At 67.9% G+C, this 24,785-nt stretch carries 20 protein-coding genes; 3 read left to right on the top strand and 17 right to left on the bottom strand.

Annotated elements, in window-relative coordinates; translation table 11 throughout:
* The first annotated feature begins 170 nt into the window (after nt 1-170).
* Together KZX17_RS06535 and KZX17_RS06530 are read left to right on the top strand one after the other, a co-directional pair.
* Nucleotides 171-1,145: a glycosyltransferase family 2 protein gene (locus KZX17_RS06535; RefSeq protein WP_248170021.1), complete on the top strand. Its 975-nt coding sequence runs from the start codon at nt 171-173 to the stop codon at nt 1,143-1,145.
* A 20-nt stretch (nt 1,146-1,165) separates the two neighbouring features.
* Nucleotides 1,166-2,125 (top strand): glycosyltransferase family 2 protein, encoded by a 960-nt coding sequence (locus KZX17_RS06530; protein ID WP_248170022.1) that lies wholly within the window; start codon nt 1,166-1,168, stop codon nt 2,123-2,125.
* Here KZX17_RS06530 and KZX17_RS06525 read toward each other — a convergent pair.
* The 15 genes from KZX17_RS06525 to KZX17_RS06455 all read right to left on the bottom strand — a co-directional run bounded on the left by KZX17_RS06525 (nt 2,101) and on the right by KZX17_RS06455 (nt 19,297).
* Nucleotides 2,101-3,465 (bottom strand): O-antigen ligase family protein, encoded by a 1,365-nt coding sequence (locus tag KZX17_RS06525; protein ID WP_248170023.1) that lies wholly within the window; start codon nt 3,463-3,465, stop codon nt 2,101-2,103. The genes KZX17_RS06530 and KZX17_RS06525 overlap by 25 nt on opposite strands.
* Nucleotides 3,466-3,536: 71 nt before the next feature.
* Nucleotides 3,537-4,646, bottom strand: coding sequence for a glycosyltransferase family 4 protein (locus tag KZX17_RS06520; RefSeq protein ID WP_248170024.1), 1,110 nt, complete (start codon nt 4,644-4,646; stop codon nt 3,537-3,539).
* Nucleotides 4,643-5,887 carry a lipopolysaccharide biosynthesis protein gene (locus tag KZX17_RS06515; protein ID WP_248170025.1) on the bottom strand — a complete coding sequence of 415 codons (1,245 nt, stop codon included), beginning with the start codon at nt 5,885-5,887 and terminating at the stop codon, nt 4,643-4,645. The genes KZX17_RS06520 and KZX17_RS06515 overlap by 4 nt, the downstream gene beginning before the upstream one ends.
* A complete protein-coding gene (locus tag KZX17_RS06510) occupies nt 5,884-6,885 on the bottom strand; it encodes a glycosyltransferase (RefSeq protein WP_248170026.1) in 1,002 nt (333 codons plus the stop codon). The genes KZX17_RS06515 and KZX17_RS06510 overlap by 4 nt, the downstream gene beginning before the upstream one ends.
* On the bottom strand, nt 6,882-7,985 hold the full coding sequence (locus KZX17_RS06505) for a glycosyltransferase (RefSeq protein WP_248170027.1): 1,104 nt from the start codon (nt 7,983-7,985) through the stop codon (nt 6,882-6,884). Before KZX17_RS06505 ends, KZX17_RS06510 begins: the two co-directional genes overlap by 4 nt.
* A gap of 205 nt (nt 7,986-8,190) precedes the next feature.
* Nucleotides 8,191-8,406, bottom strand: coding sequence for an Rv0909 family putative TA system antitoxin (locus tag KZX17_RS06500; RefSeq protein WP_248170028.1), 216 nt, complete (start codon nt 8,404-8,406; stop codon nt 8,191-8,193).
* 146 nt (nt 8,407-8,552) lie between these two features.
* Nucleotides 8,553-10,517, bottom strand: a complete 1,965-nt coding sequence (locus tag KZX17_RS06495; RefSeq protein ID WP_248170029.1) for a hypothetical protein — start codon at nt 10,515-10,517, stop codon at nt 8,553-8,555.
* 310 nt (nt 10,518-10,827) lie between these two features.
* Nucleotides 10,828-12,018 carry an elongation factor Tu gene (tuf, locus tag KZX17_RS06490; protein ID WP_018187366.1) on the bottom strand — a complete coding sequence of 397 codons (1,191 nt, stop codon included), beginning with the start codon at nt 12,016-12,018 and terminating at the stop codon, nt 10,828-10,830.
* 146 nt (nt 12,019-12,164) lie between these two features.
* The gene (fusA, locus tag KZX17_RS06485; protein WP_308194476.1) at nt 12,165-14,279 is read right to left on the bottom strand and encodes an elongation factor G; all 2,115 of its coding nucleotides are present in this window, start codon (nt 14,277-14,279) and stop codon (nt 12,165-12,167) included.
* A gap of 78 nt (nt 14,280-14,357) precedes the next feature.
* Nucleotides 14,358-14,828, bottom strand: coding sequence for a 30S ribosomal protein S7 (rpsG, locus tag KZX17_RS06480; protein ID WP_018187368.1), 471 nt, complete (start codon nt 14,826-14,828; stop codon nt 14,358-14,360).
* A 5-nt stretch (nt 14,829-14,833) separates the two neighbouring features.
* The gene (gene rpsL, locus KZX17_RS06475; RefSeq protein ID WP_018187369.1) at nt 14,834-15,202 is read right to left on the bottom strand and encodes a 30S ribosomal protein S12; all 369 of its coding nucleotides are present in this window, start codon (nt 15,200-15,202) and stop codon (nt 14,834-14,836) included.
* 289 nt (nt 15,203-15,491) lie between these two features.
* Nucleotides 15,492-16,922 carry a DUF5684 domain-containing protein gene (locus tag KZX17_RS06470; RefSeq protein WP_248170030.1) on the bottom strand — a complete coding sequence of 477 codons (1,431 nt, stop codon included), beginning with the start codon at nt 16,920-16,922 and terminating at the stop codon, nt 15,492-15,494.
* 37 nt (nt 16,923-16,959) lie between these two features.
* Entirely contained in the window at nt 16,960-17,619 is a 660-nt protein-coding gene (locus KZX17_RS06465) for a spermidine/putrescine ABC transporter substrate-binding protein (protein WP_248170031.1), read from the bottom strand.
* A gap of 65 nt (nt 17,620-17,684) precedes the next feature.
* Nucleotides 17,685-18,155 (bottom strand): DUF6121 family protein, encoded by a 471-nt coding sequence (locus KZX17_RS06460; protein ID WP_248170032.1) that lies wholly within the window; start codon nt 18,153-18,155, stop codon nt 17,685-17,687.
* On the bottom strand, nt 18,155-19,297 hold the full coding sequence (locus tag KZX17_RS06455; RefSeq protein WP_248170033.1) for an ABC transporter: 1,143 nt from the start codon (nt 19,295-19,297) through the stop codon (nt 18,155-18,157). The genes KZX17_RS06460 and KZX17_RS06455 overlap by 1 nt, the downstream gene beginning before the upstream one ends.
* A gap of 233 nt (nt 19,298-19,530) precedes the next feature.
* Between KZX17_RS06455 and KZX17_RS06450 the strand changes: the two genes are divergently transcribed.
* Complete coding sequence (locus KZX17_RS06450; protein WP_248170034.1) at nt 19,531-20,151, top strand: hypothetical protein; 621 nt, start codon at nt 19,531-19,533, stop codon at nt 20,149-20,151.
* Between the two features lie 13 nt (nt 20,152-20,164).
* On the opposite strand, the gene KZX17_RS06445 is transcribed toward KZX17_RS06450, so the two are convergent.
* Nucleotides 20,165-20,794, bottom strand: a complete 630-nt coding sequence (locus tag KZX17_RS06445) for a hypothetical protein (RefSeq protein WP_248170035.1) — start codon at nt 20,792-20,794, stop codon at nt 20,165-20,167.
* Between the two features lie 101 nt (nt 20,795-20,895).
* A complete protein-coding gene (gene rpoC / locus KZX17_RS06440; RefSeq protein ID WP_248170036.1) occupies nt 20,896-24,771 on the bottom strand; it encodes a DNA-directed RNA polymerase subunit beta' in 3,876 nt (1,291 codons plus the stop codon).
* Nucleotides 24,772-24,785: the final 14 nt, after the last annotated feature.

The raw sequence follows: 24,785 nt of genomic DNA, 5'->3' as shown, positions 1-24,785 counted from the left end.
CATTTCTGATGCGGTCGGATGGGGGACGTGCTGCAAGACGGGCGCTCCCCCGATGACGAAGCGCCACTCCCGACACCCGCCGGGACCCCCGGTCCAGAGTGTACGCGAAGGGTCCGCGCCCGCGTGGCGATCAGGAAGTCGTCTCGCCGCGCTGTGTCAGGATGTCTCCGATGCCTGACTCCAATATGTCTTTGCCGTCAGTAGACGTGGTGGTCCCTGTGTACGGGGGGTGGACTCACGTCGAACCCTGCATCGACAGCCTGCTCTCCCAGTCCCACCCTGTGACCGTCTTCGTCGTTGACGATGCGTCGCCTGATGACACGGCCGACAGGATCGAGGCTCACTTCCCGGGCGTGACAGTTCTGCGGAACGACGAGAACTCCGGATTCGCACGCTCGTGCAATGCCGGTATTCGCGCTGGCCATGGCGAAGTCGTGATCCTGGTCAACAGCGATGTCGAGGCGGCACCAGACATGGCCGAGACCATTGCTCGCTCCTTCGCTCGGGATGAGCGCGCCGGCAGCTCGTCTCCGCTTCTTCTCCAGCCGGACGGTCGCGTCGACGCATACGGAGTGACTGCGGACCCGACACTTGCGGGATTCGTCCGGTTCCACGGCGCAGACGCGCAGCGCGTCGATTCGAACGATCCGATCTCGATCGGGCCATACGGAGCCCTCGCTGGATACCGCCGGACGGCTATCGAAGACGTAGGCCTCCTCGACGAGAACATCTTCATGTACGGCGAGGAGCTCGAGTTGGCTTTCCGTCTCGCCGCCAGCGGGTGGGCGTGCGCGTCAATTCCGCGGGCGCTCGGCTCGCATATCGGTGCAGCAAGCGCCGGGCGCGGTTCGCGACGGCAGCGTCGACTCGCCGGATTCGGGCGCGGTTACACGCTCCGCGTATACGGCGTGCTCCGCGGCCGCTACGCCCTTCGCGCCGCCTTCACGGAGGCGCTCGTGTGCATGCTCAGCGCGATTCGCGATCGAGATCTGCAGTCGCTCATCGGCCGCGCGGAAGGGTGGCGCGAGGGGAAAGGGCTGCCGAGGCGGACTGTGCCCTTGGCCCGGCTCGCCCAGTCCATCTCCCTGCGCGCGTCCCTCAGGATGCGATTGCCGGGGTATTGGGCTCAGCGGGACGCGTCATGAGCATGCAATCGGAGCTCAGCGTGCTCGCCGTCGTCCTGAATTGGAACGGCATCGACGACACCATCTCGTGCCTGGAGCACCTGTTCGCCCAGGACTACCCCTCGCTGGACATCGTGGTGGTCGACAATGCTTCGACTGATGACAGCATCCGTCGGCTGACCGCCCTCGAGGACTCATCGCAGATCACCTTTCTACGAAACAGCGAGAACCTCGGTTTCTCCGGAGGTGTGAACGTCGGGATCGCCTATGCGCTCGACGCCGGCTACGACGCAGTTGCCCTCATCAACAATGACGCCCTCCCTGAGCGGGAGTGGGTGTCACAACTCGTGCACCGTATGGTCGTCACCGGAAGTTCCGTCGCGACCGGCCTCCTCCTCAGCGGCGATGGCGAGACCATCGACAGCACAGGTGACTTCTTCTCGTGGTGGGGTATGCCCTACCCCCGCAACCGCGGTGACCGCACCGCGGCTGCACCGGAGAGCGGACCGGTGTTCGGAGCCTCGGGCGGTGGCACGCTCTACAGAACGACGTTCTTCCGAGACGTGGGCGTCTTTGACGAGCGGTTCTTCGCCTATTTCGAGGACGTCGACCTGAGCTTCAGAGGCCAGCTGAAAGGACATACCTTCCAGTACGTGAAAGAAGCTCGCGCCTACCATGCACGGGGCGCCTCGAGCGCGAAGGTGCCGGGCTTCACGACCCGCCAAACCTTCCGGAACCTGCCCACGCTGTTCTGGCGGAACCTGCCGCTCACCGTGGCAACCCGGGCCATCCCCCGGGCGATCCTGTTGTACGTCATGATTCTTGCGAACGCCGTGCGCACGGGCCGGGGCCGCGACGCCGTCGTGGGGGCGGGTCAGGGGCTCGCGCTACTCGTGCAACATGGGCTCAAGAGCCGTCGGACGATCCAGCGGACGCGTCGGGTCTCCGCTTCCGTTGTAGCCCGAATGCTGACGCATCAGCGGCCGTGGGGGGCGGCCTGATTCGTCACCTCGATGCTCTCGGCACGATCCGCCGCGCCATCGACACTGCGCAGCGCGAGTGCGAGCCCCACCAGGACTCCGTACCAGCCCAGGGTGTGATTGTCACCGGAGAATATCGTCGTGTCCGTCATGCCGTGAAGGAACGTCCAGCAGAGACCCAACAGCACGCTGCAGCGTGCGAGATTCACCTTCGAGAGGATCGGCTCTGATTTCGCCGCCACCAGCGAGTGGATGACGATCACGATCGGCAGGATGGCGAGGACTGCGGTCAGGAGGAACGACACGATGCCGGCGTCCACCCACGCCTGCAGGAGCAAATTGTGGGGTGGCAGTACGCGGAGAGTGGGGTCGCCGGCCAGCTGCGGATTGTTCACGACTCGGTCCACCATGAGCTGGCGCCAGTTGCCGAATCCGAGGCCGAAGAAGGGATGCTGAGGGACCTGCTCGAAGACGAGCCCCCACAGGACGAATCGCTCCTGCGTCGTCCGGACGGCCTCGTCGAATGTCGATGGTCGCACCCACCACACCGCGCCCAGCACCAAAGCCGCGAGGATGGCAACCCCGGCCCCCATAGAGAGGCCCCGCCGAGGACGCCGGAGGGCGACCAGAAGAACGAGCACGATCACCGGCAACACGAGCCCCAAGACGAGCGGGGTCTTCGAACCGGTCGCCACTGACGCGACAAGCGCCAGGCCTGCGATGCCGACGAATGTGCGATTCACCGCCGCTTCGCCGAGCGCGGCAGCCAGCAGCACGCAGGCGCAGAGCGCCATCAAGAGCGACGCTGTGTTGCCGTTGAGGAGCAGCCCTCCCGCCTTGCCTGGATCGAGCACGTTCTCGTACCCGCCCGCGTAGAGCACGTCCACCCCGGGCTCGCTGAGGACGCGTGCGATGGATGACCGCAGGTATGTCTCTTCAAGAGCAGGGAAGGCCCGGAACGAGATGATGAGCAGCGCCTGCGCGACGACGATCGGGGCCGGGATCCACAGCGCTTTGACGAGTCCGGCACCGGAGTCCACAGCCGCGAGCGTGAGCAGGACGAAGGTCAGCAGTGCAGCACTCGTCAGCACGCCGTACGCGGCGGAGCCGAACGAGAACGACCATGCAACAGAGACCAGCTGCCACACCATGAGTGCGAGGAGGGCTACGGGCCACCAACGGCGAAGGAGCAGACGGTACTGCACTAGGAGTCCCGGGAGGAGTCCGGCCTGGATGAAGAGGGCACCCGACATGAATCCGAGTGGGCCGAAGAACTGCAGGAGCGACAGCGCCAGAGCGAGACCGAGGAGGAGCCGCGGGGGCACGCGCAGGGACGCCCAGGCGAGCGCAGCGATCAACACGATCGCCGCAACGACCAGACCGGCCCAGCCGACAGGGTCGAGCGATTGAGTGAACGAAGCAGCCGACCCGATCATTCTTTCCCCCGCGCTCGATCGAAGGCCTGAGACAAGAGGAGCGCATTTCCCCTGAGCGTCCTGGCGACGAGTCTTTCACGTGCCCGGTCCGCGCGCTCCTGCGACTCCGCGCGTTGCCGAAGCGCAACCACGACGAGCTCAGCCAGCCGAGCGGCGTCTCCCGTCGGCGCGTACAGCGCGTCGCTCTCCATGGACACACGAACTCCGCCGATATCGGTCGACACGACCGACGCGCCGCTGAGGGTCGCTTCGGCCGGCGGCAGGTGCCAGCCTTCGGCGTCGCTGCCGCACATGTAGACCGTCGCCTGCTGATACAACGACCGAAGCTCGGGCGGTGCGGGGTCTCGCGTGTATTGGACGTAGTCGGCGAGGTCTGTCGGCCGCTCGTCCTGGCCGAATGCGACCAGTCGTGCGGACGGAAGACGCTCATGGATCTGTTGCAGCGCCGCGATCACGACGTCCGGCCTCTTATAGCTGTGTCGGGACAGCAGCGTGAGCACGACCTCCCCGCGACGATCCAGTGGTGGTCCGAGCGGAAACGCGCCCGCATCGATCGCGTTGGGCAGGAGAACAGACGCCATACCGTGCGCGGCGAGAATCTCCCCGAGCCAGGGCGCGATCACCACACGGACATCGACCTCACGCATGGCCTCGATGATCTGATCGCCACTCGCGGCCCAGGTCTCGAAGTGCTGCATGAGTGCGACCGAAGCAGCATCGCCAGCTCGAGCGATGCGGGCCGCGTGACGGACCGTCTCGACAGCGGTCGCGAGAACGATGTCGCCGGCCTGCACACGCGGCCGAGGGAGACCGCCCGTCAGCCGCATCGTCACAGCCGGATGGACAGTCATCCACGGTGCGAGCCCTCGCCGGAAGGAGAGACGAGAGAGGAAAGACCTCACGTGCGCTTTCGCACGCTTGATAACGCGACTGCCCTCCACCATCTCGGCGAAGAAGGCCGTGCTGTGCCATACCGTGACACGTTCGCCCGCTTCGGTAAGGGCATTCGCGTACTCGTACGCCACTTTGTATCCACCGACCGGCGTCGCGGACGGTCCGAGGAGGAGGATGTGAACGCGGCGGCTGCGACCATCGGATTCCGTCATGCGGGCTGCTCGCTTCCGGACGATGGTCGCGTTCGGTTGCGAGTTGCGACCAGCGCGACACAGGCCGCCAGGGTCGTGCACTCGCTGATGGCAAGCCCTGCCGAGACACCCGCGGAGCCCCAGGCAAGGCCGAGGATGACCATGCTCGTCACGCCAACCACCGCGCTGCAGAGAGTCGCGATGAGCACCTGCTTCTCGCGCCGTGAAGGCACCAGGACATTGCGAATGAGGGGAGTCGACATCGCCACCGCCGCGAAAGCGAGCCCGAGCCAGAGCATCGTGTCGGACGTCGCAGCCACCTTCGCGCCGAACAGGAGCGCGGACAGAGCACTGCCGCCGAAGGCGATCACTGATCCGCCGAGCACGCCGAGGGTAGCCATCAGGACGATCGCCGTGGTGTGCCGCGAGCGGCGCGACGGTGTCCCCAGCACCCAGCCTTGCAATGCGTTTCCGAAAGCGACGACGGAGAACAGGGCGTACCTGTAGACCTTGTCGGCAGACCCGTAACTCGCAGCGAGCGCCGGCGACGACAGCGCGCCCGCGATCGGCACAGGTGCGCCGGCATACAGATTTCCGGATGCCTCGAGCATCCAGGCGCCTCGGTGATCCCGCATGTTCTCCGTGATCTGCGATCGTCCTGGCCAGGGCGGCACAGCACGACCGACCTCCTTGACGTTGAAAACAACGAGACCGAGGAGAGGGCCTATCACCAAGCAGATGACGTAGATCTCCACGACGCCCGTCAGCAACACAAGGGGAATCGAAGCCACCGACGCGATCGCGCGGGGCACCAGTTCATACTTTGCGATGATCATCGGCGACGACGCCCCCACGGCGTACCACGCGACGCCGAGGCCGGGGAGCGCGGACGAGATCACCGCGAACACCGCCATCACCTTGCCGCCGTCGGGAGCGATCAGCCAGCCGACGAGGGCTGCGATCGGAGCGATCACGGCGAACACACACAGCCTCACCGCGAACGAGAGCTCGTACAGCGGCCGCCGGGCCTCCGGCTTCGCCAGCGCGATCCGAGGCGTTCCGAGGACATTCCAGCCCGCGAAGGACACGGCGACCGCGTACCCACCGAGGGCCTGCCCTACGGTCAGCGCCGCCCATGTGTCCACTCCCCCGACTCGGGCCACGATGGGCAGCGCGATGAGCGGTATGACGAGCGAAATGAACGGCAAGGTGGAGAAGGAGATGAGTCTTCCGGTCAGCCCGGCTTCGCCCCCGCGCGTCACGGACGGCGCCCCGAGACAGATGCCCCCACGGACAGAAGAGCCTTCCCGACGACGTGAGAGGTCCGCTCCCAGTCGAAGCTCGCGCGATCGCCGCGCACCGAGGGGCCGGCGTGTGCGGCCGCGACGAGCGTCGCGGCCCACTCGCGAGCATCGGTCGCACTGGCGACGGGTACTCCCGAAGCCCCGGCGCTCTCCGCGACCGCCGCGCAGCCCGACCAGTAGACGACGGAGGTGCCAGACATCGAGCTTTCGAGGGCAGGCAGACCGAAGCCTTCGACGAGCGACGGCATGGCGGTCACCGATGCGCCACGGTAGAGGCGCGCGAGCTCGCCGTCGGAGACGCCGCTGAGGATCTCGCACCGATGGGCGATGCCTGCCGCTTCGGCCGCGTGCGATGCGGCCTCGTGCTCAGCGGACGGGAGGAGCAACGTCAGGGCGAAGTCGGTGTGCGCGACGGCTTCGAAGAGCGTCGCCGTGTTCTTGTGCGCGCGCAGATTTCCGACGTACATCACGTACGGCCTTTCCGCCTCGAACACCGGTCCGTCCGGAACGAACGCATCCGACACTCCGATGCCGGCATTGACGACTTCGACGTGGTCGTCGTCGACCCACTGCCGGATCGCTGAAGCGGATGTCTCAGACACGGTAATGACAGACCGTGCCCGCTTGATGATCGGCTTCACGACGGCGTCGTAGTAGACGCGATAGAGCGCACCCTTCGGACCACCGACCGCCATGTGAATCAGGTCGTGGACGGTGACGAGCTGCAGCGCGCGCGAGACCCGCGAAGCGTTGTACCCAGGCGAATAGACGACGTCAGACGACGCGAGACCCGCATCTCGACGCCACGCCTCCCTCGGCGAGGACGGCGATCCCATAGCGCCCAGGTCCTCCCAGGGCACCGCCAGCCGGGACACGACCTCGCGTGCGTAGCGCCCGATCCCGTGACTGCCGTCCCACCGGGTGTCGATTTTCAGGGACGGCGTACCCGAGGTCATTTCAGATCCGCCAGCCGGGCGCTCAACCATTCGCTGACCCGCTCCTCGAAGGCCGGGACGGAGAACTCCCGTGCTCGCGAACGGCAGTCATCCGTGTTCAACGAGAGCGCCTTCGCCACGGCGTCGGCTAAGGGTGCTCGTTGCCACTCTCCCAGGTGAACGCCGGTCACGCCGTCCACGACAGACTCACCGGCCCCACCCTCGGTGTTGACGATGACGGGGGTTCCGGCCGCCATCGCCTCGACGGGCATGATCCCGAAATCCTCGACGGCGGCGAACACGAGGACTGCAGCCTTCTCGTAGATCGCCGCCAGAAGCTCCTGCGACGGGTCGATCACGAAGATCACCGAAACGCCCGCCTCCGACGCCAGCTCCCGCAACCGCGCTTCATCGGGCCCCCCACCGGCGAGCACGACCGGCGATCCCGACGCCGACCCGGCGTGAATGGCCTGTTCCAGCTGCTTGTACGGCACGAACCGTGACGCACCGAGGATGAAGGAGGCCGGGAGCCCGTCGAGGATCCGCTGATCCGCATCGGTGAGGTGACGAGGCACGGCGAACCGCGCGACATCGACCGGGGGGTGGATGACTGACGCCTCCCGCTCCCAGGTGTCGGCGATGCGCTGTGCGACGAACCGGCTGTTCGCGGCGATCGCCGTGGGCTCCTGCGCCCGGCGACGATCGAGCGGCTTCAGCATGGTGGAGAGCGTGCGGGCTGCGAACCCGTCACCGCGGCCATCGGCCTCCGGGACCCATACATACCGTGCCGGCGTGTGCGCGTAGACGAACTTCGGGGCGTCTCGCGCGGACCCGCGGAACTTCGCGTGATGGGCGAACGCGTGACTGCTGGTGAGCACCCAGTCGGCGTCACGCGCTGGCAGGGAACGCCAGGCAAGCGGCATCAGCGGTACAGACAGTGCCTTCCGTCCCTTCAGCGGAGTGCGCGCAAGCCAGGTCTCCTGTACATCAGAGAACCGCCCCTCGCTCGCATTCCACAGGCACCAGCGCTCCGCGTCGGGAAAGGTTTCACCCAGCACCTCGAAGACGTTCTCAGATCCTCCACGGGGCGACAGCCACTCATGGACCAGGATGCCCGCCATCAGCGGATGCCGCCTGCGGCATCGTCACCGGACAGCCCCGCGTGACACATCGCGCAGACAAGCGAAAACCCCATGCACTCCCCCTTGGTACAACACCTCATTCTCGCAGACCGCACGCCGAGCACCCGACCAGCCCCATTTTCCGAACACCTCCGGACAAGACGAAGGGCCGGACGCGTCCGCATCCGGCCCCTCGCACGCAGGCTTACTCGTTGCCGATGCGTCGATCCACGTTGTCGCGGACCTCGTCGACCTTCGCGTCGACGGAATCCGGCGCGACCTTCTTCACGAACTCCGCTGCGGCGTCGAGCACCTTGTCGCTGACATCCTCCGCCTTGTCGGACTTCAGGTTGCGGTCGATCTCTTCCTTGTGCTGCTCGAGGAACTGCTTGCCCTTATTGACGACGTCGTCGATGCCCATAGGGTTCCCTTCATCCGGTACGTCAAAGCGCCGCGGCGTCCGCGGCGCGGTCAGTCTAGGACGCCCGATGAGGCATCGCACCCCCTTGCCGACGACGAGAGGGCCGCGCTCGTAGGCCCGACCCTCTCGCTGGTGACCTCACGCGCTCAGCGAGTGACCCCCGCTGTCGCTGCGCCGCTCCGGACGAAGACCGGCTGCGTGGTCGCGGAGATTCGGACGACACCGTTGCTCGGCTTGACCGTGCGCTTCACACCGTCGAATCCGACCACGACGACGGGCTTCGACGTGCGGATCGTCGCCATCTTCTTGCCCTCCGGCGCCCACACCACGCGGACGAGGTTGGAGGACGTCCCGAACGACTTCGTCACGACACCCGACCCGAGGTACTCGGTCGAGCGGTACGAGCGGCCGCCGAGCTGCGTGATGAGCAGCGCCTGCGCGAATGCTCCCGGCTTCGGCGCGAGCGCCGCGGGGCTCTTCGCAGGGTTCGAGTAGAGACCGAAGTTGCCCTCCTGATCCGCCGCGTTGGGAGTGTCGTTGATGAGGTCATACCAATAGAACTTGCGGGCGCCCGTCGCGAACCCCGATACGGCCGCCTGCACGAGAATCGACGCCTGCTGCGTCGTCGTGCGGTTGCCGGTGCGGGACGACGTTCCCAGCTCCGTGATCCACACGGGACGCGTGGTGCCGCCGTACTTCTGCATGTCCGACCGAGCATTGCGGACGATACCGCCAAGCTCGTGGGGCTTGCCAGTGATCTCGTAGGGATGGAAGCTCATGACGTTCGCGTTGCGGAGGCCGCCCCTTTTCCACAGGTCGCGGAACCACGAGGCAGGGTAACGAGCGGTGGCACCGGCGATGATCGGGAGCGACGGCTTGACCTTGCCCACGGATGCATCGACCTCCTTGAGGAGGGGCAGATAGCACGACGGGCTGGTGCACCCGGACGTGTTCTTCGGCGGGTGGTTGAACTCGTTGTAGACCTCGAGACCGCTCAGCGTGAAGCGCTTCGCGATGGCCGCCGCATACTTGCCGTATGCCTTGACGCCGGTCGAGTTCCGAGGAGCCGCCGCGTTCGCCGCACCGTAGAGCGGGTTGCCGTACCCGGCGATCCCGATGATGTCGAGACCCTGCAGGCGGGCACGCGTGAACGGCGCCTCGTACGGTCCGAAGTCGTACACGCCCTTCTTGGTCTCGACCCCGTTCCAGAAGACGTCGTTCCGGATGCCGGTGAGTCCGAGGGTGCGGGCGTGCCGGGCCGCATCCTTGTACGTGGCGTTCTCAACGTGCGTGCCGACCCCGAAGCGCGAGTCGGGCGTGATCCAGGCGTTCGGGCTGTCGACGATCGCGATGGGAGTCGAGGTCAGCTTTCCGTCGCTCCCCCGCACCTTGAAGGTGTAGTAGCCCTGCGAGACGCCGCTCAGCGAGACGGCGGTCAGCGCACCGGTCCTCGAGAGCGTGCCGGATTTGATCCGCTTGCCGCTGCGCGAGACCTCCCAGGTGATGCGACCGGCGGGCTGCGCCACGGCGATCGCCGCCGTCGGCGTCGTCATCACGAGCGACGTGTTGGCGATGCGCTTCGCGCCCGTCACCGTCTCGAACGACCCGTTCGGCACCACATTCTTCTTCGCCGGGTCGGCGGACGCGTACAGGCGCACGTTGTCGATCGACAGACCGCGGACCGCCTTGGACACCCGCACTGCGACAGTCGTGGACGTCGCGTCGGCGCCGGTGGTGATCGTCCCGGTCACGCGCTTCCACGATGCGTTGACCTTCGGCAGGGTGACGGCGGTGCTTCCGATCGCGAACCACGCCGGCACGGACTTCGCCGTCTTCGACATGACCCGCACGTACGCCTCGAAGGTGTACGACGTCGACGGCGTGACGCGGACGGCGGCAGATGCCGCGGTGCGCTTGGCCGGCACGTACGGGGCGTCGATGCCGAGCGACACGCTGCCGTTCTGCGCCCGACCCGCTTCGGGCCACACTTCGGCGATGGTCTCGGCTCCGGCGAGCTTCCAGCCGGTGACGGCACCAGCCGCGCGGGCCGTGCGGGGCAGGGCGACCGAGGACGCCGACGTCGCCCCGGCGACGATTCCGGAGCTCGCCATCGGACCGGCCGCAGAAGCGTCGTCGGACGCGGTCGCGACGACCGATCCCGCGGCGAGTGCTCCGATGACGACGGCAGCCAGGCTGCGAAGGCGAGTTCTTCGAGAGAGATGGACAGGGCGAAGCGATGCCGACACGATGCGGGTTCCTTTTGGGCTCATGGGAGGGAGATCCGCCCCCCAGCGGACTCGCGCAGAAGCCTCGCTCCCGATCACGATCCGGGTCAGCCTAACAAATGGAGAAACCGGTCTGTGCATCAACGACGAAGGGCCGGGCCCGAAGGCCCGACCCTTGTCGATGAAGTCCGAGGACTTACTTGATGATCTTGGTCACCGTGCCGGCGCCGACGGTGCGGCCACCCTCACGGATTGCGAAGCCGAGTCCGTCTTCCATGGCGATGGGCTGGATGAGCTCCACCGTCATGTCCGTCGTGTCACCGGGCATGACCATCTCGGTGCCCTCGGGCAGCGAGATGACGCCGGTGACGTCCGTGGTGCGGAAGTAGAACTGCGGGCGGTAGTTCGTGTAGAAGGGGTTGTGACGGCCACCCTCCTCCTTCGAGAGGATGTAGGCAGTGCCCTCGAAGTTGGTGTGCGGCGTGACCGAACCCGGCTTCACGACAACCTGGCCGCGCTCGACGTCGTCGCGCTTGAGACCACGGAGGAGCAGACCACAGTTCTCGCCGGCCCACGCCTCGTCGAGCTGCTTGTGGAACATCTCGATACCCGTGACCGTGGTCTTCTGCGTCGGGCGGATGCCGACGATCTCGACCTCGGAGTTGATGGCGAGCGTGCCACGCTCGGCGCGACCGGTGACGACCGTGCCACGACCGGTGATCGTGAAGACGTCCTCGATCGGCATGAGGAACGGCTTGTCCTTGTCACGCACGGGGTCGGGGATGTTCTCGTCCGCGGCCTCCATGAGGTCGAGGATCGACTGGACCCACTTCTCGTCGCCCTCGAGCGCCTTGAGGCCCGAGACGCGGACGACCGGGGCGTCCTCAGCGAATCCCTGCGAGGCGAGGAGCTCGGAGACCTCGAGCTCGACGAGCTCCAGGATCTCCTCGTCGTCGACCATGTCGGCCTTGTTGAGCGCGACCATCAGGTACGGCACGCCGACCTGCTTGGCGAGCAGGACGTGCTCGCGCGTCTGCGCCATCGGGCCGTCGGTGGCGGCGACCACGAGGATCGCGCCGTCCATCTGGGCAGCACCGGTGATCATGTTCTTGATGTAGTCAGCGTGACCCGGGGCGTCGACGTGTGCGTAGTGACGCTTCGGGGTCTCGTACTCGACGTGCGAGATGTTGATCGTGATACCACGCTGACGCTCTTCGGGAGCCGAGTCGATCGACGCGAAGTCACGCTGCACGTTGGTGGCCGACGGGAACTTGTCGGCGAGCACCTTCGAGATGGCAGCGGTGAGCGTGGTCTTGCCGTGGTCGACGTGACCGATCGTTCCGATGTTGACGTGCGGCTTGGTCCGCTCGAACTTGGCCTTGGCCACTGGGTCCTCCTCAGGACTGTCGTGTAGTCATCCGGGCGCTGGATTGCGACCGAGCTTCTACGGGGATGTTGTCAGTGTAGTTGACGTGACGATATTCAGTTTGGGCGGATGCCGAGGGCCGGGCCCCCGGCATCCGAAGAGCGGTGTTACTCGCCCTTGGTCTTCTGGACGATCTCGTCGGCCACCGCACGGGGGACCTCGGAGTAGCTGTCGAACTCCATCGCGTAGACCGCACGACCCGAGGTCTTCGAGCGCAGGTCACCGATGTAGCCGAACATCTCCGACAGGGGGACGAGCGCGCGCACGATCTTGATGCCCGCACCGTCCTCCATGGACTGGATCTGGCCACGACGCGAGTTCAGGTCGCCGATGACGTCGCCCATGTACTCCTCGGGAGTACGGACCTCGACCGCCATGAGCGGCTCGAGGAGCACGGGGTTCGCCTTGCGGACGGCCTCCTTGAAGCCCATCGAGCCGGCGATCTTGAACGCCATCTCGGACGAGTCGACGTCGTGCGACGCACCATCGGTCAGGATCGCCTTGACGCCCACCATGGGGAAGCCGGCGAGCACGCCGACCTGCATGGCGTCCTGGAAGCCCTGGTTGGTGGGCTCGATGTACTCGCGCGGGATGCGGCCACCGGTGACCTTGTTCTCGAACTCGTAGATCTTGTCCGGCGTGACCTCGAGGGGCTCGAGGGCGAACTGGATCTTCGCGAACTGACCCGAACCACCGGTCTGCTTCTTGTGCGTGTAGTCGTGACGCTCGACGGTCTTCTTGATCGTCTCGCGGTACGCGACCTGCGGCTTGCCGACGTTGGCCTCGACGCGGAACTCGCGCTTCATGCGGTCCACGAGGATGTCGAGGTGCAGCTCGCCCATGCCCTTGATGACGGTCTGGCCGGTCTCGGGGTTGAGCTCCGTGCGGAACGTCGGGTCCTCTTCGGCGAGCTTCTGGATGGCGACACCCAGCTTCTCCTGGTCGGCCTTGGTCTTCGGCTCGATCGCGACCTCGATGACGGGCTCGGGGAACGTCATGGACTCGAGGACGACGGGCTCGGCCGGGTCAGCCAGGGTGTCACCGGTGGTGGTGTCCTTCAGGCCGATGACGGCGTAGATGTTGCCCGCGGTGACCGCGTCGACCGGGTTCTCCTTGTTGGCGTGCATCTGGAAGATCTTCCCGATGCGCTCCTTCTTGCCCTTGGTCGAGTTGATGACCTGCGCACCCGAGTCGAGCTGACCCGAGTAGACGCGGATGTAGGTCAGGCGACCGAAGAACGGGTGCACGGCGACCTTGAAGGCCAGCGCGGCGAACGGGTCGTTGGCGTCGGGGTGACGCTCGATGACCTTCTCCTCGTCCTTCGGGTCGTGCGCCTCGATGGCGGGCACGTCGAGGGGCGAGGGCAGGTAGTCGACGACCGCGTCGAGCATCGGCTGAACGCCGCGGTTCTTGAACGCGGAGCCGCAGAGCACGGGGTAGAGCTCGCCGGCGACGGTCATCTTGCGGATGGCGCCCTTGATCTCGGCGGTCGAGAGCTCCTCGCCACCGAAGAACTTCTCGAGGAGCTCCTCATCGGACTCGGCGACGGTCTCCAGCAGCTGCTGGCGGTACTCGTCGGCACGGTCCTTGAGGTCGGCGGGGATCTCCTGGACCTCGTACTTGGCGCCCATGGTGACGTCACCCTTGGCATCGCCGGGCCAGACCAGCGCGCGCATCTCGACGAGGTCGATGACGCCGACAAAGTCGTTCTCGGCACCGATCGGGAGCTGCAGCACGAGGGGCTTGGCTCCGAGGCGCTTCACGATCGTGTCGACCGTGAAGTAGAAGTCAGCGCCCAGCTTGTCCATCTTGTTGACGAAGCAGATGCGGGGGACGTCGTACTTGTCGGCCTGACGCCACACGGTCTCTGACTGGGGCTCGACGCCCTCCTTGCCGTCGAAGACGGCGACGGCGCCGTCGAGGACGCGGAGCGAGCGCTCCACCTCGACGGTGAAGTCGACGTGACCGGGGGTGTCGATGATGTTGATCTGGTTCTTGTTCCAGAAGCAGGTCACGGCGGCAGACGTGATCGTGATGCCGCGCTCCTTCTCCTGCTCCATCCAGTCGGTGGTCGAGGCACCGTCGTGGGTCTCGCCCAGCTTGTGGTTGACACCCGTGTAGAAGAGGATGCGCTCGGTCGTCGTCGTCTTGCCGGCATCGATGTGCGCCATGATGCCGATGTTGCGGACCTTGTTGAGGTCGGTGAGCACTTCCTGTGCCACGGGGTGTCCTTATCTGTTGTGACGGATGTCAGGGGGTGGCCGGCCGACGGGGTGCGTCGGCCGGCCACCGGAGGCTGATTACCAGCGGTAGTGCGCGAAGGCGCGGTTCGACTCGGCCATCTTGTGGGTGTCCTCGCGGCGCTTCACCGCGGCACCCAGGCCGTTCGAGGCATCCAGGATCTCGTTCTGGAGGCGCTCGGTCATGGTCTTCTCACGGCGACCCTTCGCGTACGAGACGAGCCAGCGCAGCGCGAGCGTGTTCGCGCGGTGCGGCTTGACCTCGACGGGAACCTGGTAGGTCGAGCCACCGACGCGGCGGCTCTTGACCTCGAGGGTGGGGCGGACGTTGTCAAGCGCCTTCTTGAGCGTCGCGACGGCGTCCTGGCCGTTCTTCGCCTCGACACCCTTGAGGGCGTTGTAGACGATGGCCTCGGCGATGGACTTCTTGCCATCGACGAGGATCTTGTTCACCAGCTGGGTGACGATCGGAGCACCGTAGACCGGGTCGTTGACGACGACGCGGCGGGGTGCGGGTCCCTTACGAGGCATCTAGCTCAACCCTTCTTGGCGCCGTAGCGGCTGCGAGCCTGCTTACGGTTCTTGACAGCCTGGGTGTCCAGGGCGCCGCGGACGATCTTGTAACGCACACCCGGGAGGTCCTTCACACGACCACCGCGGACCAGCACGAGCGAGTGCTCCTGCAGGTTGTGGCCCTCGCCGGGGATGTAGGCGGTGACCTCGGTGCCGTTGCGGAGCTTCACACGGGCGACCTTGCGCATGGCCGAGTTCGGCTTCTTGGGCGTGGTCGTGTACACGCGGGTGCAGACACCCGCCTGCTGCGGGTTCGCCTTCAGGGCGGGCGCCTTGGTCTTGGTGACCTTGGGCGAGCGACCCTTGCGAACCAACTGCTGAATGGTTGGCACGTTCTCTCCTTGTCGATCTGCACGCGGCTCTCGCCTCGCACAGGTGCTGCACGGTGACAGCGTTCGTGGTTTCACCACAGATCCATCGGCGCGCCGCGACTGCGACGAGCTGTGGGTGATGGATATGCCGTGGGGGTGACCTGTTCGCAGGTCCTGTCCCTGGTGCGCGGGTCCTCGCACCCTGTTCGATGCCGAGGCACATCACAAGGCGCGCGAGCGCGCACACCCGCTCAATGATACGCGGTATGACGAGAACCGGTCAAACGAGGCCAGGACTCACCGGTGGCACTCAGGCACCGGGATCGACGCGCTGGATGCGGAGCGAGGCATCCCCCAGGAGGAAGCGCTCGGCGAGTTCGGCATCCGTCCCCGATTCGACCTCGATGTCCGTCCCGAGCAGGCTCGGCAGCAGCACGCCGTTCGTGGAGTCCAGGTCGGTGATGTGCCAGACGTCACCCCGGCGCTCGAGCCGGGCGTGCGTCTTCGAGACCGTCCGGGTGGCGTCGGCGATCGGGACGAGCTGCGCGTGCGGCCGAGACGGATCGGCGGCGGGGTTCCGGCCGATGATGACGACGTCGGCGGTCAGCGGAACCGGGGTCCCCGCCGGCGGAACGAGCTCCCAGCGGACGCGTCCGCGCCGCACGATGACGGTGCGCTCGAGATCCTCGTCGGCCGGAGCCTGCGCCGCCGCTGCCGCGCGCTCCTCACGCTCGCGTTCCTGCGCCGACACCGACGATGTCGCCGCGACCGGGGCCCCCGCCGCGGGTGACCCGACGACGGCGGACACCTCGCCTGTGAGCTCGGGGAAGACGTCGCGGTCGTCGCGGTCGGTCGGCGCCACCGGCGGCCGCAGGCGGGTGACCGGGGCGTCGTGGCCCTCCCGTCCGGGGACGGAGGAGATGATGCCGCTCTCCCCCGCTGCGACCGGCGGGCTCACCGAGGGACGCGCACCGGATGCGGCGCTCGGCGGGAACGGCGCGGGCGAGACTGCCGACACCTCGTCCATGTCGCTCTGCCAGGCGGATTCGGGACGGACGGTGGGGGTCGGCGCAGTGGGATCGGGCTGCTCGTCGGCATCCGGCGCCGCAGGGGACGGGATCGACGGCGCCGCGGAGACGGGGCGCTCGGCGGGAGCCGACGGCGGCGCCCACGGCTGCGCGGCGACGGACGGCCCGGCCGCGGGCGGATCGGCGGCCGCCCGCTGGTCCGCCGGGCTGGCCGGCGCGGCGAAGACCGACGCGCGGGAGGTTGCCTCGTCGAGGCCGGGCGGCGGGAGCGGCGGAAGCACGTGAGACACCCCGGGCGCCGTGCCGGGAGCCGCGGGCACCGGACGGGCGGGGCGAGCGCCGCGCCACTGCGCGGGACCGAACCCCACGAGGGTGGCCCAGACCGGGAAGAGGAACGCCGCGAGCACCGTGAGCCCGGTACCGTAGCCGAACCCCGGATTGATGCGGTTCACGGCGATGACGACGAGCACCCACACCGCGATCGGGCCGACCCCGGGCACGAGTGCGAACAGCACCAACCACGGCGAGAGCCCGCCCCACCGCAGGATCGTCGCGACGTTCAGGAACGGCACCCAGGCCCGCCACGGCTCCTCACCCATTTTGCGGAAGGTCGCCGACAGCGCCAACGCGATCCAGACGTAGACCGCGACCGAAAGGATGAAGGCGAGAAGACCCAGGACGACACCCGCACCGCTGTCGACACCCACACTCATGGGACCACCCTAGTGAGCAGTCCCGTGCGGACGGGTCTCAGACCCCGTTCAGCCCCTCGCCGCGATCGAACGGCGCGTCGAGCGAGCGCGTCAGCTCTTCGAGCATCGCGGCGATCTGCGGCTCGACGTACTGCGCGACCGCCGTCTGGATGCGCAGGCGGTGCCGGAGCAGCATGGTGCACACGTCACGCCCGACCATGCTCGCGTACTCGTCGGCGAGCCGGACCTCCTGACGGAGCGCCGCCTTGGCGTCGTCGGAGAGCGGCGGGAGCGCCGGGACCGCGGCATCCGCTTCGTCTGCGAGGCCCGAGATCGTGAACAGGAACGGCGCGCCCGGAACCGGGTCGGGATCGAGGGGCAGACCGTCGAACTCCGGCTCGAGGCCCTCACCGGGACGGTAGCTGCGCGATCGGTTGCGGTCGGCCTGGTGGTCGAGCTCAGCCTGCAGCATGGGCAGGTTGACGGACGTGTACTGCGCCACCGCATTGTCGACGATGGTCTTCATCCGGGTCGACAGACCGTGCTGCACACCGTGCGGGACGTCGGACCCGAGCCCGGCGGCCGAGAGCACCGGGGACCCCAGGCATCGGCGGCATGGCGCGACCCGCCCGCGGTGCGTCGCGGGCTCCCAGCGCGGCAGCCATCGGAGCCAGGCCTCGACGGCCTGGCTCACCTGCGTCTCGAGCGAGCGCTCCACGCTCTCATTGTCGCGGAGATACGGCCCGATCGGGGGTATTCAGCGCCGATGGATGCCGCGGGCCGTCATTCCTCGTCGTCACCGCGCTCCCACGGCCACTCCGGCCGCGAGGCCCGGGTGCGGACGAGGGCGATTCCGGCCCAGGCGGCGATGACGGCAGCCACCACGAGGACCACGGTGTACCAGGACACCGCGAAGGTCCCGGCAGCGCCGATCGCCCGGGCGATGTCCACCCCCGTCAGCGCGCCGCCGAGGACGACGCCGAGGAGGTAACCGCCGAGCGTGGCGACCGTCACCCAGATCACGGCGGGGTAGCGTCCGCGACGCGTCGCACCGAGCGCGGTGAGAGCGAACGCGAGCGCAGCCAGCAGCATCGCGCCGATGCCCGCCCCCTGCCCGAGCCCCGGCGTCGCGAGGACGTCGGTGTCGGTCAGCAGGCTCGTGAAGCCGAAGCCGCAGATCGCCAGCGCAGCGAAGCCGACCGTCGCGAAGAACGCCGCGACGGGCGGGCGCACCCCGTCGCCGGGTGCGGACATCAGTACTGGTGGAGCTGCGGACCGGCCTCGAGCGTGCGCTCGTACTCGCGCTGCGCCTCGGCGTTCAGCTCGGTGACGCGGCGGCCGCGCGCGGCGACCCACGCACCGAACCAGATCGTGATCTCACGACCGAGGATGAAGGCGATGACGGCCAGGGGCGCAAGCAGCTGCTCGCCCACGAGCTGACCGGCCTGCGACGGCGCGATGGACCAGAACGGCGCCTCGAAGAGCTGCCCGAGCAGGTGACCGCCGTAGGAGACCGCGCCGACGAGGAGACCCAGGATCACCCAGAGGCCCCACCGACCGCGGTTGATGAAGGCGCCCAGCAGCCAGAATCCGAGGAAGAAGACGACGACGGGGACCCAGAAGCCCCACGTCGTGACGGTGTCGAGGACACGCTGGCCGAGATCGGCGACGGTGACCTCACCGTTCAGGGCGGCGATGCCGACGCCCGCAGCGAGGTAGAGGACGGCGAACAGCAGCGCGGCCAGGAGGCCGATGGCGCCTGCGGCGCCGCGGTTGCCGCGGGGGCGCGGCGCCTCTGGCGCCTGGACGAAGATGGGCTGCTGCGAGTACACGGCCGTGGGCGCGGATGCCTCGGAGGAGCCGGACTCGGACGCAGCCGGCTGCGACACCGGACGGTGCTGCTCATGCGCGGCGGGCTCGCTCGCGGTGACCGTCGACGGCGTCTGGTCGGCGTGCGAGTACGCCTCAGTGGCGACGGCGGGCGCGGCCGCCGTGTGCGCGGTGGTCGGGGTCTCGTCCGCCGTCGCCGCGCGGGGGGCGTCGGCATCCGCCTCGTCCGTGCGGGCGCGGCCTGCCTCGGTCTCATCGACGGAGGGGCGGTAGAGCGGCTCCTCGCTCACGGCGGACGCCGTGACGGGCGCGTCGGGGTCGCTGTACTTGCCGTAGTCGACGCTCAGGTCCGACCCGCGGTCGGCGAAGCTGAAGGACGAGTCGCCGCGCGGGCGGTCGTCGGACGTGCGGGAGGCCGCCTCGGCCTCGGCAAGGCTGCTGTTCGCGTTGCCGACGACCTCGTCGACGGCGGGGCGCTGCTCGTGCGAGGTGGTGTCCTCGACCGGCTCGCCGTAGGCGGGCTCGCGGCCGTCGCGGTCGCGTTCTCCAGACGTGGGATCGCTCATTGCCGTGTCACTCCTCACGCGGGGCACCCGCCACCGCGGGACCGAGCGTAGTCCGGGTATGGGTGCCGCCCTCGGAGGCGCCCCGACGTGTCTCGACCCCGGGTCGGCGCCGGCGAGCCCTGCCGGAGCGGCGGGTCGGGCGTTCGGGGGACGCGTCGCGACGGGCCGCGCGGTCGCGGGCGACCGATCGGGTCCCCGGATGCGGCGGGGCGCGGCGGGGGAAGCATGCTCCGATGCGTATCGTGAAGGGCATGTCGGGGACGGGGCGGATCGTGCGAGCGGCGGCGGTCGCGCTGCTCGCCCTGACGGGCGTTCTCATCACCGCGTGTGCACCCGAGCCCGACGCCGCCGGCCCGACGACGCCGGCGACCACCGGCATCCCGACACCCACACCGACCCCGGTGCCGATCGCGGACTTCCCCTTCGGCCCGTCGCAGTCGACGACGCCGCTGCCGTCCGACTGCGAGAGCATCCTGACCGGGGACATCCTCGCGACCCTCGAGGGCATCCCGGTGAACGCACCCGGGATGGGCGGCGGCATCCGGCCCGACAGCAGCCGCGTCTGCGTGTGGGCCGACCCGGGCGCGAGCATGACGCGCCTCGTGACCGTCGTCGGGTACGCGCCCGAGCGCGAGGCCCGCGATGCGCTGTACCTCCTCGGCGTCGACGACGGGTACCTCTGCTACGAGCCCGAGGACGGACTGCGCTGCGAGAAGACCTGGGAGGACGGGCCCCTCGGCCTGCCCGAGGGACGCACCGTCTACTGGCGCGACGGGGTCGCGATCGACACGCAGTACGCCAACCTCGCGCCGCAGGGCTACACCGCCGCGATCGTCGACGCCCTCTGGGGCTGACCCGCCGAGCCGATCAGTCGGCGAAGACGGCGCCCGCGACCTCGTCCGCGTAGCGGGTCGGATGCCACGCATGCTGCGACGTCGACACCCAGGTGTCGCCGCGGGCCTCGATCGTCTCGAGCAGGTCGCCGTCGGTGCGCTCGCACCGCGTGCGCCCCGGGCCCGACTCGCATTCGAACCCGTCGCGCGGCAACGCGGCCGCGGCGATCGCCCCGGCATCCGTCGGCACCGTGGCGACGGTGGTCGACACCTCGCCCAGCTCGGATGTCCACAGACACGTCATGGTCACCGCGGGCTCGAGCGCCGCGACCAGCTCGGTCGCCGTCGACGCAGGGGCGTCGGAGGTCGCCGACCGCTCTGCGCCGGGCGCGCGGTCGAGTTCTGCCCACAGTGCCGCGTCGTAGAGCTCGCGACAGTACTGCGAGCCCGTGATCGCACCGTTCGACGGTGACGGCTCGGATGCCACGGGTGCAGCTGCGTCCGGGTCGATGGCGCGCTGGGCCTGACCGACGGCATCCGTGATCCAACCGGTCGCCGCCGGGAACATCGGCACCGCGAAGACGAGGAGCGCGACCACGACTGCCGCGCTGACGACTCCGACGATCCACGCGAACGCCGAGTTGCGTCCCCCCACACGTGCCATGCGACCCAGCGTATGGGCGCGCTCCCCCGCATCCGCGACGGAACGCCGAAGGCCCCCGGGAACATGTCCCGGGGGCCTTCGGTCAGACGATCACACCTGGATCAGTTATAGCTGCCGGGGGTGAAGTCGTCGGTCGAGAAGCTGTCGAAGTCGACGTAGCTCAGGTCGGCGTCGCTGTACGCGCCGTCCGAGGCGAAGATGCGGTTGGGGTACCGCTCGCTCTTGGCCTCCTCCGTCGCCTCGACCACGACGTTGCGGTACTTCGCAAGGCCGGTGCCGGCGGGGATGAGCTTTCCGATGATGACGTTCTCCTTGAGACCGACCAGCGGGTCGCTCTTGCCCTCCATGGCCGCCTGCGTCAGGACGCGGGTGGTCTCCTGGAAGGACGCAGCCGACAGCCACGACTCCGTCGCGAGCGACGCCTTCGTGATACCCATCAGCTCGGGACGACCCGACGCCGGGCGCTTGCCCGACCCGACCGCCTCGCGGTTGATCTGCTGGTAGCGCTTGAAGTCGACCAGCTCACCGGGCAGCAGGTCCGTCTCGCCGTGGTCGACGACCGTGACCTTGCGCAGCATCTGGCGCACGATGACCTCGATGTGCTTGTCGTGGATCGGCACACCCTGCGAGCGGTACACGCCCTGCACACCGCCGACGAGGTACTTCTGCACCTCGCGGGCACCCATGACGCGCATGACCTCCTTGGGGTCGAGCGTGCCGACCTGCAGGGGCTCGCCGACCGCGACGCGCTGGCCGTCCTCGACGAGGAGGGTGGCGCGCTTGAGGACCGGGTAGACGTGCGGCTCGTCGCCGTTGTCCGGCGTCAGGATGAGCTTCTTGGCCTTCTCGGTCTCATCGATCTTGATGACACCGTCGGCCTCGGCGATCGGCGACGCGCCCTTGGGGGTACGCGCCTCGAACAGCTCCTGCACACGGGGCAGACCCTGGGTGATGTCGTCCGCCGACGCCGATCCACCGGTGTGGAACGTACGCATCGTCAGCTGCGTGCCGGGCTCACCGATCGACTGGGCCGCGATGATGCCGACGGCCTCGCCGATGTCGACGAGCTTGCCGCTGGCCAGCGAACGGCCGTAGCACTTCGCGCAGACACCGACGGCCGAGTCGCAGGTCAGGACCGAGCGGACCTTGATGGTCTCGATGCCACCGGCGACCAGCTTGTCGATGAGGACGTCACCCACGTCGTCGCCGGCCTCGGCCAGGACGGTGCCCTGCGCGTCGACCACGTCGGCGGCGAGGGTGCGGGCGAACACCGAGTTCTCGACGTTCGCGTCACGGACGAGCGAGCCGTCCGTGCCGGGCGCGGCGATGACGAACTCGAGACCCTTGGTCGTGCCGCAGTCCTCTTCGCGGATGATGACATCCTGCGAGACGTCCACGAGACGACGCGTGAGGTATCCGGAGTCGGCCGTACGGAGCGCCGTGTCGGCCAGACCCTTCCGGGCACCGTGCGTCGCGGTGAAGTACTCCGCCACCGACAGCCCCTCACGGTACGAGGAGATGATCGGACGGGGCATGATCTCGCCCTTGGTGTTGTTGACGAGGCCTCGGATACCGGCGATGTTCCGGATCTGCAGCCAGTTACCACGAGCACCCGAGCTCACCATGCGGTTGATGGTGTTGTCGGCCGGGAAGTTCGCCTTCATGGCCGCCTGGACCTCGTCGGTCGCCTCGGTCCAGATCTTGATCTGCTCCTGACGACGCTCGGAGTCCGAGACGAGACCCTTCTCGAACTGGCCCTGCACGCGCTGGGCGAGCTTCTCGTAGCGGGCGATGATCTCGGCCTTGTTCGGCGGGGTGAGGACGTCGCTGAGGGCGACGGTCACACCAGAACGGGTGGCCCAGTAGAAGCCGGCGTCCTTGATCCGGTCGAGGGATGCCGCGACCTCGGTCTTCGGGTACTCCTCGGCCAGCTTGTTGACGATCTGCGACAGCTTGCCCTTGTCGGCCTGCTCGCGGACGAACGGGTAGCCCTTGGGGAGCGTGTCGTTGAAGATCGCCTGGCCGAGCGAGGCGTCGACGAGACCGTGACGCTCGTAGCCCTCGGGGGCTTCGCCCTCGAGGAAGGTCAGACCGGGGATCCGGATGCGGACCTTGGCCTGCAGGTCGAGGGTGCCCTCGTCCTTCGCCAGGATCGCCTCGGCGACCGAGCCGAACACGCGGCCCTCACCGGACGCGCCCTCCTTGAGGGTCGTCAGGTGGTGCAGACCGATGATCATGTCCTGCGAGGGCAGGGTCACCGGACGGCCGTCCGACGGCTTCAGGATGTTGTTCGACGCGAGCATCAGCATGCGGGCCTCGGCCTGAGCCTCGACCGACAGCGGAAGGTGCACGGCCATCTGGTCACCGTCGAAGTCCGCGTTGAAGGCGGCGCAGACGAGCGGGTGCAGCTGGATCGCCTTGCCCTCGACGAGCTGCGGCTCGAAGGCCTGGATGCCCAGGCGGTGCAGGGTGGGGGCGCGGTTCAGGAGCACCGGACGCTCGCGGATGATCTCCTCGAGCACGTCCCAGACCTCGGGACGGGTGCGCTCGACGGCGCGCTTGGCGGCCTTGATGTTCTGCGAGTGACCGAGGTCGATGAGGCGCTTGATCACGAACGGCTTGAAGAGCTCGAGCGCCATCTGCTTGGGCAGACCGCACTGGTGCAGCTTCAGCTGCGGGCCGACGATGATGACCGAACGGCCCGAGTAGTCGACGCGCTTGCCGAGCAGGTTCTGGCGGAAGCGACCCTGCTTGCCCTTCAGCATGTCGCTGAGGGACTTGAGGGCGCGGTTGCCGGTACCGGTGACGGGGCGACCGCGGCGGCCGTTGTCGAACAGTGCGTCGACGGCCTCCTGCAGCATCCGCTTCTCGTTGTTGACGATGATCTCGGGGGCACCGAGGTCGATCAGGCGACGGAGACGGTTGTTGCGGTTGATGACGCGGCGGTACAGGTCGTTCAGGTCGGACGTGGCGAAACGGCCACCGTCGAGCTGGACCATCGGACGCAGCTCCGGCGGGATCACCGGGACGACGTCGAGCACCATCGAGGCCGGGCTCATGCCGGTCGACAGGAACGAGTTCACGACCTTGAGGCGCTTGATCGCACGGATCTTGCGCTGGCCCTTGCCCTCCGAGATCTGCAGGTGCAGGGACTCGGCCTCGGCGGCCAGGTCGAACGCCTCGAGGCGGCGCTTGATGGACTCCGCGCCCATGTAGGCCTCGAAGTACTGACCAAAGCGGTCCTGGAGCTCCTGGAAGATGTCGTCTTCCTGCTTGAGCTGACCGACCTCGAGGTTGCGGAACTCGTCCCACATCCGCTCGAGCTTGGCGACCTGCTCGTCGCCGCGCTTGCGGATGGTGGCCATCTCCTTCTCGGCGGCGTCCTTGGCCTTCTTCTTCTGGTCGGCCTTGGCACCCTCCTCCTCGAGCGCGGCGAGCTCCTCCTCCAGCTTCTGGAGGCGGTCGGCAACGCGCGCGTCGCGGCGGTCGGCGATGTTCTTGATCTCAAGGCGGAGGTTCGCCTCGTGCGTCGGGAGGTCGCGGTGACGACCCTCCTCGTCGACCGAGATCACCATGTAGGCGGCGAAGTAGATGACCTTCTCGAGGTCCTTCGGCGCCATGTCGAGCAGGTACCCGAGGCGCGAGGGCACGCCCTTGAAGTACCAGATGTGGGTGACGGGTGCGGCGAGCTCGATGTGGCCCATGCGCTCACGACGGACGGAGGACTTGGTGACCTCCACGCCGCAGCGCTCGCAGACGATGCCCTTGAAGCGGACGCGCTTGTACTTGCCGCAGGCGCACTCCCAGTCGCGGGAGGGGCCGAAGATCTGCTCTCCGAAGAGGCCGTCCTTCTCGGGCTTCAGCGTGCGGTAGTTGATGGTCTCGGGCTTCTTGACCTCGCCGAAGGACCAACGACGGATGTCGTCGGCGGTGGCGAGACCGATGCGAAGCTGATCGAAGGTGTGTGACTCGAGCACTGATTCTCCTGTGT

The organism is Microbacterium sp. EYE_78, from assembly GCF_023149035.1.
In the GTDB taxonomy this organism is placed as follows: domain Bacteria; phylum Actinomycetota; class Actinomycetes; order Actinomycetales; family Microbacteriaceae; genus Microbacterium.
This window is presented reverse-complemented; position numbering and strand designations above follow the sequence as displayed.